The sequence below is a fragment of the Streptomyces sp. NPDC025784 genome (assembly GCF_055558435.1).
Genome location: NZ_JBVHMN010000001.1, coordinates 810,992 through 827,324, shown reverse-complemented (window position 1 = coordinate 827,324; position 16,333 = coordinate 810,992). Strand labels below are relative to the sequence as shown.

Sequence of the window (16,333 nt, the reverse complement as noted above, 5' to 3'; positions counted from 1 at the left end):
CACAACCACGGCATGCGCCCGGGGCACCATGACGGTGCCCCGGGCGCATGCCGTGGTGCTGTCATGAGTACGGCGGCCGGGGTGAACGCTGTGGTGCCGGCACGTGCTCTCGGGTGAACGCCGTAGAAAGTCGTGGCGCACGACAGGGCAACCGTGCGGGATGGCGGGGAGTCGTACTGGGCACGCGTGGGGATCTTGAGGCTGTGGACCCCCGCGCGTCCAACTGCCGTCCAGCCGCGCGGAGTCGACGTGTCCGAGCCCTCCCTGCCGAGACCGGGGACGCGCCGAGCGGCCGTCGTCGCGACGGCCGCGTCCGCCGCGAGCGCCACCGTCCTGTGTGTCGCCCACGCAGGTCCCGCCACCGGCGTCGCCGGGACCATGCCCACCGGGGGTGAACGGGCGGAGGGCCTCTGCCCGCTCACCACGCCGACGGACGAGCCGGGCCGTCGCGTCGAGGCGGGGGAGGGCCTCGCGCCCGCGGAGGCGAGCGGCGACGGCCGCGTGCGCCTCGCCGTCGGCGCGCCCCGCGAGGACGAGGAGACCCGTCCGGCGTGGGCGTTCCGCTCCGCAGCCTCCGCAGCTTCCGCAGGCCCCGCAGCTTCCGCAGGCCCCGCAGCCTCCGCAGGCCCCGCAGCCTCCGCAGGCCCCGCAGCCTCCAGGGCCGCCGCCGCGCGGTCCGTCTCCTTCGATGGCCCCGGTACGTTCGGCCCGGACCCGTCGTTCGGTCTCATCCAGGGCGAGTTCGCCCGCTGAGGCCCGGACTTCCCCTCCTTCCACGGGACTTGCCGGAGTCGACGGGCAACGCCGCGGCGGTTCCGGTCACCCCCGACCCCCTCTACGTCAGGAACGCTCATGTCCCCGCACACGCACCGCCGTTCCTTCCTCTCCCGTCGCAGACGCGTCGTCCTCGGCGCGGCCGTCGCGGTCGCGGCCGGCGCCCTCGTGGTCCCCAGCGTCAACGCGGCGACCACACCGGCGACTTCGGCGACCCCCAGCGCCAAGCGCCTGCACGACGACTACAACGGCGACGGCTATCCGGACCTGGCGATCGGCGCGCCCGGCGCGACAGCCGACGGCCACACCAAGGCCGGCGCGATCAGCGTGGTGTACGGGGCGGCCGGCGGCCTGTCGACGTCACGCAAGCAGGTCCTGACCTGGCCGGCCCGCTGGAATTCGGTCAATACGCTGACCGGTTACGGGACGCAGCTCCAGAGCGTCGATCTCGACGAGGACGGTTACGCAGACCTGCTGTCGTCCGTGGCGATGAAGCACTTCGACGGGTACTCCGGCAAGGTCGTCGTCGTCAACTGGGGTGGCCCCAAGGGCCTTTCGGCCGAACCGGCGATGCTGACCGGGATGCCGGACGCGATGCACATGCGGGGCTTCACCGTGGCGGACGTCGACGGCGACAAGCACCCCGATCTGGTACGGCTGGGGGTCGACGCCACGTCGACCGACCCGCAGGGGCAGCACGGCGCCGAGTCGGTCACCGCGGACGGCGCCGTGCGGCACGGCCCGTTCACCCGGGACCGGCTGGGCACCAGGACCACGTACTTCGACATCACGCCCGGTGAGTTCGAGATCGCCGACATCGTCACGTCCGGGGACGTGAACGGCGACGGCATCGCCGACATCGCCGTGAGCACCCATTCGACCGAGGAATCCGATTCACGCGGCGTCGCCCTGCTGACCGGCGGCGCGGACGGCTTCACCAACAGGGGCCTGCTCAAGGACACCACGGGTCGCCTCATCGGCGGCGAGGACCTGGCGATCGGCGACCTGAACAAGGACGGCTACGGCGACATCGTCGTCGGTCACTCCTTCGACAACTACGACAGTGATGTCGAACTCCCCACCAAGGGCGGCGCGCTGGGCGTCGCCTACGGTGGCCCGGGCGGCCTGTCCACCACCCGCAAGCCGGTGTGGATCAACCAGGACACCGCGGGCGTGCCCGGTGCGGGCGAGCACGGCGACGGCATGGGCACCGGACTGTCGATCGGCGACACCGACGGCGACGGCTACCTCGATGTGGCGACCGGCCTCCCGAACGAGGACCTCGGCAGCCTCACCGACGCGGGCAGCGTGCTCGTCCTGCGCGGCAGCGCCAAGGGGCTCACCGGCACCGGGGCGAAGGTGTTCACGCAGGACACCGCCGGAGTGCCCGGGACCGCGGAGAAGCAGGACCGATTCGGCACCGAGACCGCCCTGCTCGACGCCAACGGCGACAAGAAGGACGGCCTGATCGTCGGGGACGCGGACGAGAACGCCGGCAACGGCTCCGTCTGGATCCTGTCCGCCACGGCGAGCGGCATCACCGCGAGCGGCGCGTCCTCCTTCGGCGCCACCACGCTCGGGCTCCCCGCGACGGGTTCGCGTTTCGGCCAGTCCCTGAACGACTGAACCACCGGGACCGGCCTCGCTGCCGGCGGGCCGGTCCCGCGACACCCGGGCCGGTCCCGCCGGCCGGTCTCGCGGCGACCGGGCCGGGGCCCGCCCCCGCACACCCGGACGTCCGTCGCCGAGCCGTCCCGCGCGTCGGTCCGGGCGCGCAGGACGGGGCAGGTGAACAGACCCGTCCGCGCGCTTCGGACCGCCTGAACACCGCTGTACGGAATGTCTGCTGACGTTCCGTCCGACCCGTTGTGGCAAGATCACGTTCTTCGTGCTGCTCCAGTGCCGCAACGGGTCTTCCGTTGTCTGCCCATTTGTCATGCACGCGAAGGCCTCCGTTCAGCGGGCGGACCGTCCTCCCGTGGGAGCTTCCGAGTGTCACAAGAGCCCAGCGAGGCAAGGGAGTTCGCCGATGACCGGAGCAGTGTCGCCCGACCGCCGCCGCTTTCTGACAGCCGGTGCCGCCGTGCTCGGTGCCGCGGCGTCCGCCCAGCTGTGGTTGCCGACCACCGCGCGGGCCGCCGAAACACCTCTTCCCGAAGGCGTGTTCAGCCTCGGCGTGGCCTCCGGCGACCCGCTGCCCGACGGCATCGTGCTGTGGACCCGGCTCGCCCCCGACCCGCTGAACGGCGGCGGCATGCCCGACACCGTCGTGCCGGTGGAGTGGGAGATCGCCGAGGACGACCGGTTCAGGAAGAGCGTGCGCCGGGGCGTCGCCCAGGCCAGGCCCGAGTACGGGCACAGCGTTCACGTCGATGTCCGCGGACTGCGCCCGGACCGTGCGTACTGGTACCGCTTCCGCGCCTCCGGACGGCTCTCGCCGGTCGGACGCACCCGCACCGCGCCCCACCCGCATAGCAGGGGCGGCTCCCTGCGCGTCGCGCTGGCCTCCTGCCAGAACTGGCAGAACGGCTACTTCACGCCGTACGCCGACATGCTCGCCCAGGAACCCGACGTCGTGCTCTTCGTCGGCGACTACATCTACGAGTCCAAGCCGTCGGCGACGGCCGTGCGCAGGCACGAGGGCAGCGACGAGCCGTACACCCTCGTCCAGTACCGCAACCGCTACGCCCAGTACCGCAGCGATCCGCACCTCGCGGCGATGCACGCGGGCGCCCCCTGGGTCGTCACCTTCGACGACCACGAGGTCGACAACGACTACGCCGGCCAGATCCCGCAGGACCCCGACAAGCAGTCGCCCGACGCGTTCGTCGCCCGGCTGACCGCCGCCTACCAGGCGTACTACGAGCACATGCCGGTCCGGGCGGCCGCGATCCCGAACGGGCCGCACATCCAGATGTACCGGCGGCTCGACTTCGGACGTCTCGCCCGCCTCAACGTGCTGGACACCCGGCAGTTCCGCAGCGACCAGGCGACCGGCCAGGCAGGCGCCGAGGACCCCTCGCTCACCATGCTCGGGGCCGAGCAGAAGGACTGGCTGCTCGACGGCCTGCACCACTCGCCGACCCGCTGGAACCTGATCGCCTCGCAGATCATGATGGCCGAGACCGACCTCCAGGTCGGCGAGGGCAAGCTCTGGTACTACGACGCCTGGGACGGCTACCAGGCCGAACGCAACGCCCTCATGGGGGAGTTCGCGAGCATCCGCAACCCTGTGGTGCTCACCGGCGACCGGCACCTGACGATGGTCAGCGACCTCAAGGAGGACTTCGCCGACCCGGACTCCGACGTCGTGGGGGCCGAGTTCGTCGGGACCTCCATCTCCAGCGGCGGCGACCAGGACCAGGCGGCCTTCCACAAGGAGTGGGACCCGCGCATGGCGGACAACCCGCACTGGAAGTTCATCGACGCCCACCGGGGCTACCACCTCTTCGACATCCGCCGCGACGGCATCGACGCACAGGTGCGGGTCCCGGAGACGGTGCTCAGCCCGGAGGCGGCCTCCAGCACGCTGGCCCGGCTGCGCGTGGAGGACGGGGAGCCGGGCGTACGGCTCGTGTGACCGGTCCGCGGACCGCGGTGCCCTGGGACTCACAGGAGTCCCAGGGCATTCTCAGCCTGCCCTCACGAAGGCTCCTTAACGTCCTCTCACCATGGAGACCGACTGTTCGACCCACCCCACGACGGCCGCCGGGGGCGCCGCGCCCGCCGCGCTGCCCGCCGGCACCCGGCTGCTGCACATAGGCCCGCACAAGACCGGGACCACGTCCATCCAGGGCGCCCTGTTCGCCGCCGGGGAGGCGATGGCCCGGCACGGTGTCGACTTCCCCGCACACAGCAGGCACCCCATGGAGGCGGCGCTGGCTGTGTGCGCCCGGCCCGGCATGATGGGTGACGTCCGGCCCACCGAGGGCCACTGGCAGCGGCTCGTGGGCGCGGTGCACGCCGGTGGGAGGCGCACCTCGGTCGTCAGCAGCGAGTTCTTCGCGGACGCCCCCGACGACGAGACCGTCGCGCGGATCGTCGGTGACCTGGGCGGTGACCGCGTGCACGTCCTGGTGACCCTGCGGCCGCTGGCCAGGATCATGCCGTCGCAGTGGCAGCAGTACGTGCAGAACGGGCTGCGCATGGGCTACGAGGACTGGCTCGACCACATGCTGCGCAGGGCGCCCTACGAGAAGCCGAACCCGAGCTTCTGGCGGCGCCACCGCCACGACCGGCTCGTCGAACGCTGGGCGCGGGTCGTCGGAGCCGGAAATGTCACCGTCGCCGTGGTCGACGACCGGGAGCGCGACGGACTGATGCGTACCTTCGAATCCCTCCTCGGTCTGCCGGACGGACTTCTGGTGGAGGTGCCGGACACGGCGAACCGCTCCCTCACGCTCGCCGAGACCGAAATGCTGCGGATGCTCAACACGGAATTCCGCGGCAATGGACTGCCCGACGAGATTTATTCCAGGCTCGTGCGCAACGGCGCCGTGATGCATATGAAGAACTCCTGCCGGCCGGCATCGGACGACGCCCGGATCAGCACTCCGGAATGGGCCGTGCGGGCCGCCGCGGACATCGGCGCGGAGATGGCCGAACGGATCGCGGCGCTGGACGTACGGGTCCTGGGGGACCCGGCGCTGCTGTCCGCCGTACCGGCGACCGAGGCCCCGCGCGCCGCGCCGGTGGCCGCCCGCATGGACCCGGAGGTGGCGGCCCGGGCGCTGTACGGAGCCCTTGCCGTGGCCGCCGCCTCGGCGTCGGCCGCACCGGCACGCACGGTGCACCAGACTTCTTCGAAGGAACTGGTGAGGGTTCTCGGCCATCGGGTACTCAAGCGTCTCAAGCGAGTGTGAGGCCGGACGCCGCGGTGGCCGAGAACCGCGGTGCCACAAGTACCGCGGGCCGGAACCGTGGTATCGGAGACGGACGGTGGTCGCGGCGAATACGAGCCGTGACACCTGAAGTCGAAAGGGGTGCGGCGCCCGGGACCGGAGTGCGGTCCGTGACGTGAAGGACGCACGGAAATCGTGTGCAGTTACTCACAGCAAAACGGGACAATCCGGTCCCGTTTCTCGGAAGTCTCCTGCGCACAAGGTGAATAACCGGTTGCGCGCACATATGCAGTAGAGGGCGCTCACCTTGCATGGCAGTAACCGTAAGTGGGACCATTCCCGGGTTCCCTGTCGCCCCAAGGTAGGTCACCTGTGTCTGAGCACTTTGCCAAGCCCCGTACCACCGCAGTGATCCTGGCTGGTGGCACCGGTCAGCGCGTGGGTCTGTCGATTCCGAAGCAGCTGCTGAAGATCGCCGGCAAGGCCGTCATCGAGCACACGCTGACGACCTTCGAGAAGGCCGACTCCATCGACGACATCATCGTGCTGATGGCCCCGGGTTACGTGCCGGACGTCGAGAAGATCGTCGCCAAGGCCGGGCTGAAGAAGGTCACCAAGGTGATCGAGGGCGGCTCGACGCGGAACGAGACCACCGAGCGCGCCATCAGCGCCCTGGGTGAGGGCCTCGCCGAGGGCGAGGACCGCAACGTGCTGTTCCACGACGCCGTGCGCCCGCTGCTGTCCGAGCGCGTCATAGACGACTGCGTCACGGCTCTCGAGCGCTACCAGGCCGTCGACGTCGCCATCCCGTCCGCGGACACGATCATCGTGACCCGCACGCACGGCGAGGACGGCGAGTTCATCACCGAGATCCCGGACCGCTCCCGGCTGCGCCGCGGCCAGACGCCCCAGGCGTTCAAGCTGTCCACCATCCGCCGCGCCTACGAGGTCGCCGCCGGAGACCCCAACTTCCAGGCCACCGACGACTGCTCCGTGGTGCTCAAGTACCTGCCGGACGTGCCGATCCACGTCGTTGCGGGTGACGAGTACAACATGAAGGTCACGCAGCCCGTCGACGTCTTCATCGCCGACAAGCTCTTCCAACTGGCCTCCACCGCCGCGCCCGAGCAGGCCGACGAGGCCGCCTACCGCGAGTTGCTCACCGGCAAGACCGTGGTGGTCTTCGGCGGTTCGTACGGCATCGGCAAGGACATCGCCGAACTCGCCGAGGGCTACGGCGCGAAGACGTACGCGCTCGGGCGCTCGACCACCGGCACGCACGTCGAGAACCCCGAGGAGGTCGACGACGCGCTGTCCACGGCGTACGCGGAGACCGGGCGCATCGACTACGTCATCAACACCGCGGGCGTGCTGCGCATCGGCAAGCTCGCCGAGACGGACAACGCCACGATCGAGGAAGCGCTGAAGGTCAACTACCTGGCCCCGGTGCAGATCGCGCGCTCCTCCTACAAGTACCTCGCCGAGACCAAGGGCCAGTTGCTGCTCTACACCTCCAGCAGCTACACCCGCGGCCGGGCCGAGTACAGCCTCTACTCCTCGACCAAGGCCGCCATGGTGAACCTCACCCAGGCGCTGTCCGACGAGTGGGCCGGCGACGGCATCCGCGTCAACTGCATCAACCCCGAGCGCACCGCGACCCCCATGCGCACCAAGGCGTTCGGGCAGGAGCCCGCGGGCTCGCTGCTGTCCTCCGAGGCCGTGGCGCACACCTCGCTCGACGTCCTGCTCTCCGAGCTCACCGGTCACGTCATCGACGTGCGCCAGCAGGACCCGACGGCGGGCGCGGGCAAGGCCTCCGGATTCGAGGCTGCGCTGGCCAGCGTTCTGGACCGCCAGGACGGCGTGGCATAATTACCGCATAGCTTTTTATGGAATTCAGGCCTCTGTGGCTGCGTGTTTGCCGCGCATTCGCAGAGGCCTGAATCCGTAAGGTTCCGGATCGCCGTGGAATACCGTTTCTCGCATTTTCCCGGCTTTCTGGAGTGAAGCTCCAATTTCGTACCAAACCGGCACTCTCTCAAGAGCAGGTTTCTTCGTGATTTCCACCGCTATTCGCGTTGCCCGGGTGGGCAGCGTGGCCGAGCTGGCCGCGGCGGCCCTCATGATGCTGGGCTTCCCCTGCCTGATGCTGGCCGCGCTCCTGCCGAGCGTCGCAGCCTTCGCGGCCGCGGCCGCCGTGACGTACCTGGCGGACCACTATCTGCACCGGCGCGGCAGCTATCTGATCAACCGCCTCAGCAAGGTGCGGGCCGGTCTGTCCATCAGATTCCTGATCCGTCAGCTGCTCCTGGTGCTGCTGCTGGCGCGGTTGGAGCTGTCCGACAGCCTGGTCTTCTACGCGGCGATCGCCTGCTTCCTGGCCTTCTACGGCTTCCAGGCCCCGCACGGCGCGCTGATCACGCTGATCCGGCTGCGCCGCAAGATGCCCGTCGCCACCCGCAATGTCGACCTGGCCTCGCGCATCCGCATCCCGGACGCGCCTCCGCGCCGGCTGCTGTCCCGGTCGGCCGAGAAGATGCTCCACCTCGACCTGGCGGCCGTCGTCGGCGTCCTGGTGACCGCGGCGACCGACAACAACGTCTACGGGTTCGTGGGCATCGGCCTCACCGTGGCGCTCGGCTTCGGGTACGTCGCCGCGCTGGTGCCGTACGTCCGCGGCCGGAAGATCCCGCCGAACGCCGAGAAGGTCCTCGCGGCGGTCGACGACTGGCTGCGCGAGTACCGCCCGGAGACGGTGCTCTACTTCTCGGGCTCCAAGGACTCGGCGTACCAGGTCAACATGTGGCTGGAGACGATGGAGCAGCTGGACACCCGTCCGCTGATCATCCTCCGCGAGCGCGCCATCCTGGACCGCATGGCCCCGACCACCGTCCCGGTCGTGTGCGTGCCCGGCGGTGTGCACCTGATGAACATGGACCTGTCCACGGTGCGCGTCGCGCTCTACGCGGCGAACGTCGGCAAGAACATCCACATGCTGCGCGTGCCGACCATGAAGCACGTCTTCATCGGCCACGGCGACAGCGACAAGCTCGCGAGCGTCAACCCGTTCAGCAAGGCGTACGACGAGGTGTGGACCGCCGGCCGCGCGGGCCGCGACCGCTACGCCATCGCCGACGTCGGCGTCCGCGACGACGACATCGTCGAGGTGGGCCGCCCGCAGCTGGCCCCGATCCAGTCGTGGCAGGGCGTACCCGAGGGCCGTATCCCCACCGTGCTGTACGCCCCCACCTGGGAGGGCTGGGACGGCAACCCGGGCAACACCTCGATCGTTCTCGCCGGCGAGAACATCGTGAACAAGCTGGTGAAGGCCGACCCGCCGGTCCGTGTCCTGTACAAGCCTCACCCCTTCACCGGCACGGTCAGCGCCGAGGCGGGCGCCGCCCACCGGCGCATCACCGCCCTGGTCGAGAAGGCCGGCGCCGAGCGTGCCGCCGACTCGCGCTTCACGGCCGACGCGGCCGCCCAGACGCAGGCCCAGGCCGAGCTGGCCCGCATCGAGGCCCGGCTGGCCGAGCTGTCCGGCGCCGCCGCCGACAAGGGCGACGAGGCCGAGGCCACCCGTGACGGCGTGGCCGACGTCGAGAGGCACGCGGAGGTCGCCCGGCTGCGCGGTGAGTGGAACGAGGCGTACTGGCGTTCGTTCGGCAGCTTCGAGCACCGGGTCATCACGGGCGCCGAGCCGCGTCTGTACGACTGCTTCAACGTGTCCGACGCGATGGTCTCCGACATCTCCAGCGTCGTCTCCGACTTCATCGCGAGCGGGAAGCCGTACGCGGTCACCGACTCCGCCGAGCTCGGCGTCGAGGAGTTCAAGCGGCAGAACACCGCGGTGCGCGCCGCTGTCATCCTGTCCAACTCCGCCGCCGAACTGGGCGACCTGCTGACCGCGGTCGCCGACTCGGACGCCGACGCGCAGGCCGCCGACCGCCGGGAGCTGAAGCGGTACCTGCTCGGCCCCGACGAGCCGGCGTCGATAGACCAGTTCAACGCGGCGGTGCGGGACCTGGCGCGCAAGGCCGAGACGCGCAACCTCGGTCAGGAGGGCGGCGCGCCCGTCGGCGCCGACCTGTCGAGCGACAGCGAGCTGGTCGCGGACGATGGTCTGACGAACGTCCTGCCGGGCCAGCGGGTGACCGGCGACACGGACGGCGCGGCGATCACGGGCTGACGCCACCGGTCTTCACCAGGGCATGACCCCGAGGAGCACTCCTCGGGGTCATGCCCTTTTCTTACGCTTCTTCCCGTTCCTCTTACGTCCTCCTGCCAGCCTGACGCGTGGAGCACCTCACGCCGGGCACCCTTCCTCGCCTGTGAGCTGGATCACTAAGTGAGCGTCGGTGGGCAACCGGTACGTACTTTCAGTCGTCTTCTAGGTAGCGATTGAGGTGATAAGAGGGAAATGTTCCACGACACTTCCCGTAACGAGGGGGAAACGTGACGCAGCCTGATGTGACCGTCGTCATCGGGGCGTACGAAGCGATGCCGTACCTGGTCAAGTGCCTGGAGTCGGTGGAACACCAGACACTCGACCCCGCACGGATCGAAGTGATCGCCGTCGACGACGGGTCCACGGACGGTACGGGGGAGTACCTGGAGAAGTTCGCCGAACGCGCGCCCATGGCCGTCACGGTCATCGGCCAGCCGAACTCGGGCGGCCCCAGCGGCCCGCGCAACGTCGGCCTCGGCAAGGCCCGCGGACGGTACGTCTTCTTCCTCGACGCCGACGACCACCTCGGCCCCGAGGCCCTGGAGCGCATGGTTGCCATGGCCGACGAACACGGCACGGACGTCGTCCTCGGCAAGGTCGTCGGGGTCAACAGGAACGCGCCGAAGTCGATGTGGGCCAAGAACCTGACCCGCACCGACGTCTTCTCCTCGAACATCAAATTCACGCTCAGCGCGCAGAAGCTCTTCCGTCGCGACCTGCTCACCCGGCACGGCATGCACTTCGACGAAGCGCTGAAGACCGGCGAGGACGCCCTGTTCACGATGGAGGCCTACCTCCGCGCCGACGGAGTCTCCGTGATCGCCGATTACGAGTGCTACTACCTGGTGGGCCGCGACGACGGCAAACACGCCACCAAGAGCGGCGGTTACCCCCTGCGCTTCGACTCGGCGCGCGCCCTGATGGGTCTCATCGCCGACCTGGTGCCCCCGGGGCCGCGCCGCGACGCGCTGATGATCCGGCCATTACTCGTGACCCTGATCCCGCAGTTCGGCCCTGGCTACCTCAAGCAGAGCGAGAAGGTCCGGCGTCACAAGCTCGACCTGGCCGAGCCGCTGCTGGCCGCACACTGGCACCCCGGCGTCGCCGGCCGACTCAAGGTCCACGAGCGGCTGCGACTCCACCTGGTCGCCCAGGGGCGAGGCGATCTCCTCGTCGACGTGATTGAGTTCATCAAGGCCAAGAAGGAACCCGAGGCGGTCCTCGAGGACCGGGGCCGCAAGGCCTACCTCGCCTATCCCCACTTCCGCGACCCGGCCGCGGGCGTCCCCGACAGCTGCTACGTCCCCACGAGCCGCGAGGCGGCCGCCATCGAGGGCTTCAGGCCGCGCAAGCGGCGTCTGCCGCGGCTGCGCAGACTGGCCCGCCGTGTGCTGGGCCCGCGCCGCACGACGGCGTAGGCGCTCGTCCCCACCGCCCCACCATGCGCGGGCCCGCCGGGGCCCGGCTACTGCCGGCCGGACTGAAGTGCCTTGCGCAGGGGCCGCCCCACCGCTCGCCGCGCGCGGCGGTAGACCGAGCGCTCTCCCGTACCGCCCGGTCCCGCCAGGGCCCTCGACACCTTGCCGGCCCGAGCCAGGTCACGCCGCAACTGGGCGTTGTCCGTGGACAGTTCGGTGATACGCGTCTGGAGCCAGCCGAAACGCGCGCTGAGCGAGACGATGTCCGTCTCGTTCCAGGGGCGGATCCCGGGCGGGAAGCTGAGGGAGCGGATGCGCTCCTCGTAGGCCGCGCCCGCGTCGCCGTGCGTGAAGGTGTTCTCCAGGCCGTTGCGGTCCAGGAAACCGATGAAGCGCTCGAAACGCTCCTGATGGCCGCCCGTCAGGGAGCTGAAGTCGGCCTCCGCGTACAGCTCGGCCGGGTCGAGGTCCTCCGGCGGCTTGGTGATCTGCCGGTGCGGGATGCCGAAGTAGCGGCACAGCTCCAGGGTGCGCGAGTCGCCGCACAGCACCGTCGCGGGCGTACCCGCGAGCAGCGCCGCGATGTTGCCGTGGATGCGGGAGCCGAAGGAGAAGTCGAAGTCCCGCAGGTCGTCGATCCAGGTGACCGGGTCGATGTACACGCGGACCTTGTCCTCGCGGTACATCGGGTGGTCGGGGTGCGTGGGCATCGCGGTGACGGCCGCGTTCGGGTCCGACAGGTCGCGCCAGTGCAACTGCCGGGCGTCGCTGAGGTTCTGGCCGATGAAGCGCAGATGCGGATAGCGCGCGTGGGCGCGGCCGATGACACGCCCGAGCCCCTGCGACTTCACCGCGCTGTGCGAGCCGTTCACCGCGATCCGGGACTCCGGACCGAGGGATTCCGCACGCTTGCGCACGTCGAGGTCCTTGCCGTGCATGAACAGCGAAGGGCAGCCGATGACCTCGACGTCCTTGAACCCCATGTCCTTCAGATAGCGCTCGGTGAACTCGCCGCGCACCCCGATCGAGGCACTGTGGTCCAGGACCGCGGAGACGAAGTCCCGGACGGACGGTTCCATGGGCTTGAGCCGGGCCGGGTTGTAGCCGAGGCCGGTCTGCGCGCCGATGCCCGGCACGACCACCGGGATCTTCAACTTCCTTATGAGCCGCGTCAGTCGCCTGAGCTGCGGCTCGAACGAGGGCCGGAACGCGTTGGCCAGGGGTACGACGAACGCGTCGAACTCCTCGTTGATCCGGCCCGCGGCGCTCACGTCGGTGCGGATGCCGTTGGACACGACCTCGGTCCGCGGTGTTTCGAGGATCTTGTGCGCGGCGTCGCTGAAGATCAGATTGCCCGAGTTGGTGGCGATCACATCCTGATGGAGGGCCTCCTCCACGGGGATCACGTCGTACGGACTCTTCCCGGATCTGAGGAGTATGCGCTTCGCAGGGTGATCGTTGAGTGCCACAACATTCAACTTAACTTTGCGTCGTCTTTATTTACCATGCGCAACCCGTACAACCTTTTTTGCATACGCGACCTGTGAGCGTCCGACTACGGGGCGCCGTCCGGCAGCTGGACCGGCGGGCGCCGCGCCTCCCCCTTCGCGTAGATTGCCGGGCGGGGCAACGGACCTATGCGAGGGGACACACGGCACGTGGCAGGCGCAAGGCAGAGCGAGACGCACGCCGACGGAAGTGCTGGGGCGCACGCCCACGGGAGTGCGGTGGCGCCCACCCACCGAAGTGCCGTGGCGCAGGCCCACCGGGTCGTCGTCAAAGTGGGCTCCTCGTCGCTGACCACCGCCTCCGGCGGGCTCGACGCGGACCGTGTCGACGCCCTCGTCGACGTCCTCGCCAAGGGCCGCAGCGGGGGCGAGAGGGAGATCGTCCTCGTGTCTTCCGGCGCCATCGCCGCCGGGCTCGCGCCGCTGGGACTGCGCCGCCGCCCCAAGGATCTCGCCCGGCAGCAGGCCGCCGCCAGCGTCGGCCAGGGACTCCTCGTCGCCCGCTACACCGCCTCCTTCGCCCGCTACGGCATCCGCGTCGGGCAGGTGCTCCTCACCTCCGACGACACCAGCCGCCGCGCCCACCACCGCAACGCCTCCCGCACCCTCGACAAGCTCCTCGCGATGGGTGCCCTCCCGGTCGTCAACGAGAACGACACCGTCGCCACGGACGAGATCCGCTTCGGCGACAACGACCGTCTCGCCGCCCTCGTCGCCCACCTGGTCCGGGCCGACCTGCTCGTCCTCCTCTCCGACATCGACGGCGTGTACGACGGCGACCCGAGCAAGCCGGGCACCTCGCGGATAGCGCAGGTGCACGGTCCCGACGACCTCGCGCACGTCGAGATCGGCAGTGCGGGCAAGGCCGGCGTCGGCACCGGCGGCATGGTCACCAAGGTCGAGGCCGCCCGGATCGCCGCCGCGGCCGGCATCCCGGTGGTGCTGACCAGCGCCGTCCACGCCGCCGACGCCCTCGCGGGCGGGGACACCGGCACGTACTTCCACCCCACCGGCAAGCGGTCCGCCGACCGGTTGCTGTGGCTCCAGCACGCCTCCACCCCGCAGGGCGCGCTCGTGCTGGACGACGGAGCCGTGCGCGCCGTGGTCGAACGGCGCAAGTCCCTGCTGCCGGCGGGCATCGCGGCCGTCGAGGGCGAGTTCACCGCGGGTGACCCGGTCGAACTGCGCGACGGTACGGGCCGGGCGGTCGCGCGGGGCCTGGTGAACTTCGACGCCAAGGAGATCCCCCGGCTCATCGGCCGTTCGACCCGGGAGCTGGCGCGCGAGCTGGGCCCGGAGTACGAGCGCGAGGTCGTCCACCGGGACGACCTCGTCCTCCTGCACCCGTAGCCCCGGCGGGCGGGCGGCCCGCGACCGGCCTCGGCGCGCATCGCCGCGCTGCGGCCGTGCAGCCTGTGCAGGCGCGCTGTCGTGCCGTGTCGTGCCGTGCGGTGTCGCGCCGCTGTGCCGTCGTGCCGTGCCGTGTCGCGCCGCTGTGCCGCCGGGCAGGTCCTCGGAACGGTCGGCCGGACGCCGTGGTGGGTCACAAGCCCGAACCGCCGGTCCAAAAATGTTGTGAACGTTTCGCGGACGCCGGCCGCGGCGAGGTGAAACTCCGTAAAAGTGCCACGCGAGGGCTCCCCACCTGCTCAACTTTGTGGCAGGGAGAGTTCGGGATTCAGTACGAACATTGCGTGAAGGAGGCCGTCGTGAGACGAGTGCGCCCTGGGGCGGCGGCGTCCCGCGGTGGTACCTCTCCCGCCCTCGGCTCCACGCGGGCGGGAGGACACCCGTCCCGAGCCGCGGGCGAGGAACGCGCCCTGACGAGCGTCGCCGCCGGTGACACCTACGAGGGCGAGGCGCCCGCCGACCTGCCACGGCTGTGGCACGTCACGCTGAGCGTCTCGGGCGAGGAGGCCCCGCTCAAGGAGGTCCGGCGCGGCCTCGAACAGCTCGCCCACGACCACCCCTTCCTGCTGACCAGCCGCTACGCCAACGACCACGCGGAGATCCGCTACTGGGAAGAGGCCCGCGACCTGCACGACGCCGCGGCCGTCGCACTGCGCCTGTGGGGCGAGCACCGGCAGACCGCCAAGCTCCCGCCCTGGGAGATCGTCGGCCTGGAGGTCATCGACCGCGAGACGTACCACCAGCGGATCGCGGAGGGGTACGGACCGCTGCCCGCCACGCCTGTCGGAGTTCACCCCTTTTGAGCCCGTCTCGCGGTGTGGGACGACGAGTGGATCCGTCCCCCCGGCGCACTACCCTTCCTCCATGACCACGCTCTCGCCGTACGACTCCATGTCTCCGGTCACCCAGGCCGCCTACCGCGCGAAGGCCGCAGCCGCCGACCTGGCGCCCCTCCCGCGGGCCGACAAGGACGACGCCCTGCTCGCGATCGCGGACGCGCTGGAGGTCCGTACGAGCGAGATCGTCGAGGCCAACGCGAAGGACATCGCCCGCGCCCGCGAGGCGGGGACGAGCGAGACCGTCATCGACCGGCTCACCCTCACGCCCGAGCGAGTCCGCGCGATCGCCTCGGACGTCCGCGACGTGGTGTCACTGCCCGACCCGGTCGGCGAGGTCGTCCGCGGCTCGACCCTGCCGAACGGCATCGACCTGCGCCAGGTCCGCGTCCCGCTCGGCGTCGTCGGGATCATCTACGAGGCCCGCCCGAACGTGACGGTCGACGCGGCCGCCCTCTGCCTGAAGTCCGGCAACGCGGTCCTGCTGCGCGGCTCCTCCTCCGCGTACGAGTCGAACACCGCCCTCGTGCGGGTCCTCCGCGACGCCGTGGGCGGCGCGGGCCTGCCCGCCGACGCCGTCCAGCTGGTGCCCGGGGAGAACCGCGAGTCCGTACGCGAGCTGATGCGCGCCCGAGGCCTCGTCGACGTCCTCATCCCACGCGGCGGCGCCTCCCTGATCCGCACGGTCGTCCAGGAGTCCACCGTCCCGGTCATCGAGACCGGCACCGGCAACTGCCACGTCTACGTCGACGCCCATGCCGACCTCGACATGGCGATCGACATCCTGATCAACTCCAAGGCGCAGCGGCCCAGCGTCTGCAACGCCGCCGAGACGCTCCTCGTCCACCAGGACATCGCCCCCCAGTTCCTGCCGCGCGCCCTGGACGCCCTCGCGGCGGCCGGGGTCACCGTGCACGGCGACGAGCGGGTCCTCGCCTACGCCAAGGACTCCAAGGCCACGGTCGTCGAGGCCACCCCCGAGGACTGGGAGGCGGAGTACCTCTCCTACGACATCGCGGCCGCCGTCGTCGACTCGCTCGACCGGGCCGTGGAGCACATCCGGCTGTGGACCTCCGGCCACACCGAGGCCATCGTCACCACCTCGCAGCCGGCCGCCCGCCGATTCACCCAATTGGTCGATTCGACCACCGTCGCCGTGAATGCCTCGACGCGCTTCACCGACGGCGGCCAGTTCGGCTTCGGCGCCGAGATCGGCATCTCCACCCAGAAGCTGCACGCCCGGGGGCCGATGGGGCTTCCGGAGCTCACGAGCACCAAGTACATCGTCACCGGGGACGGGCACATCCGGCGCTGACAC

The 16,333-nt window shown here is 70.4% G+C and carries 11 protein-coding genes; 10 read left to right on the top strand and 1 reads right to left on the bottom strand.

What is annotated here, in order from left to right; translation table 11 throughout:
• Positions 1 to 249 precede the first annotated feature (249 nt).
• From ACZ4IF_RS03625 to ACZ4IF_RS03595, 7 genes are all read left to right on the top strand, one after another.
• Positions 250 to 753: a hypothetical protein gene (locus ACZ4IF_RS03625; protein ID WP_467559176.1), complete on the top strand. Its 504-nt coding sequence runs from the start codon at positions 250 to 252 to the stop codon at positions 751 to 753.
• 99 nt (positions 754 to 852) lie between these two features.
• On the top strand, positions 853 to 2,400 hold the full coding sequence (locus ACZ4IF_RS03620) for an FG-GAP-like repeat-containing protein (RefSeq protein ID WP_467559174.1): 1,548 nt from the start codon (positions 853 to 855) through the stop codon (positions 2,398 to 2,400).
• A 403-nt stretch (positions 2,401 to 2,803) separates the two neighbouring features.
• On the top strand, positions 2,804 to 4,354 hold the full coding sequence (locus ACZ4IF_RS03615) for an alkaline phosphatase D family protein (protein WP_467559172.1): 1,551 nt from the start codon (positions 2,804 to 2,806) through the stop codon (positions 4,352 to 4,354).
• A gap of 91 nt (positions 4,355 to 4,445) precedes the next feature.
• Positions 4,446 to 5,636: a hypothetical protein gene (locus ACZ4IF_RS03610; RefSeq protein WP_467559170.1), complete on the top strand. Its 1,191-nt coding sequence runs from the start codon at positions 4,446 to 4,448 to the stop codon at positions 5,634 to 5,636.
• A 351-nt stretch (positions 5,637 to 5,987) separates the two neighbouring features.
• Entirely contained in the window at positions 5,988 to 7,487 is a 1,500-nt protein-coding gene (locus ACZ4IF_RS03605) for a D-ribitol-5-phosphate cytidylyltransferase (RefSeq protein WP_435220486.1), read from the top strand.
• Positions 7,488 to 7,701: 214 nt separating this feature from the next.
• Positions 7,702 to 9,804 (top strand): hypothetical protein, encoded by a 2,103-nt coding sequence (locus ACZ4IF_RS03600; protein ID WP_467559948.1) that lies wholly within the window; start codon positions 7,702 to 7,704, stop codon positions 9,802 to 9,804.
• 266 nt (positions 9,805 to 10,070) lie between these two features.
• A complete protein-coding gene (locus tag ACZ4IF_RS03595) occupies positions 10,071 to 11,261 on the top strand; it encodes a glycosyltransferase family 2 protein (protein WP_467559168.1) in 1,191 nt (396 codons plus the stop codon).
• Positions 11,262 to 11,308: 47 nt separating this feature from the next.
• Here ACZ4IF_RS03595 and ACZ4IF_RS03590 read toward each other — a convergent pair whose 3' ends face one another.
• A complete protein-coding gene (locus ACZ4IF_RS03590; RefSeq protein ID WP_467559166.1) occupies positions 11,309 to 12,730 on the bottom strand; it encodes a polysaccharide pyruvyl transferase family protein in 1,422 nt (473 codons plus the stop codon).
• Positions 12,731 to 13,012: 282 nt separating this feature from the next.
• Between ACZ4IF_RS03590 and proB the strand changes: the two genes are divergently transcribed.
• From proB to ACZ4IF_RS03575, 3 genes are all read left to right on the top strand, one after another.
• Positions 13,013 to 14,119: a glutamate 5-kinase gene (gene proB, locus ACZ4IF_RS03585; protein ID WP_467559164.1), complete on the top strand. Its 1,107-nt coding sequence runs from the start codon at positions 13,013 to 13,015 to the stop codon at positions 14,117 to 14,119.
• Positions 14,120 to 14,487: 368 nt separating this feature from the next.
• Positions 14,488 to 14,982: a hypothetical protein gene (locus ACZ4IF_RS03580; RefSeq protein ID WP_467559946.1), complete on the top strand. Its 495-nt coding sequence runs from the start codon at positions 14,488 to 14,490 to the stop codon at positions 14,980 to 14,982.
• A gap of 61 nt (positions 14,983 to 15,043) precedes the next feature.
• On the top strand, positions 15,044 to 16,330 hold the full coding sequence (locus ACZ4IF_RS03575) for a glutamate-5-semialdehyde dehydrogenase (RefSeq protein ID WP_359487274.1): 1,287 nt from the start codon (positions 15,044 to 15,046) through the stop codon (positions 16,328 to 16,330).
• Positions 16,331 to 16,333: the final 3 nt, after the last annotated feature.

Coding starts and splice junctions, on each gene's coding strand:
- ACZ4IF_RS03620 (WP_467559174.1), top strand. CDS start 853: ATGTCCCCGCACACGCACCGCCGTTCCTTCCTCTCCCGTCGCAGACGC.
- ACZ4IF_RS03615 (WP_467559172.1), top strand. CDS start 2,804: ATGACCGGAGCAGTGTCGCCCGACCGCCGCCGCTTTCTGACAGCCGGT.
- ACZ4IF_RS03610 (WP_467559170.1), top strand. CDS start 4,446: ATGGAGACCGACTGTTCGACCCACCCCACGACGGCCGCCGGGGGCGCC.
- ACZ4IF_RS03575 (WP_359487274.1), top strand. CDS start 15,044: ATGACCACGCTCTCGCCGTACGACTCCATGTCTCCGGTCACCCAGGCC.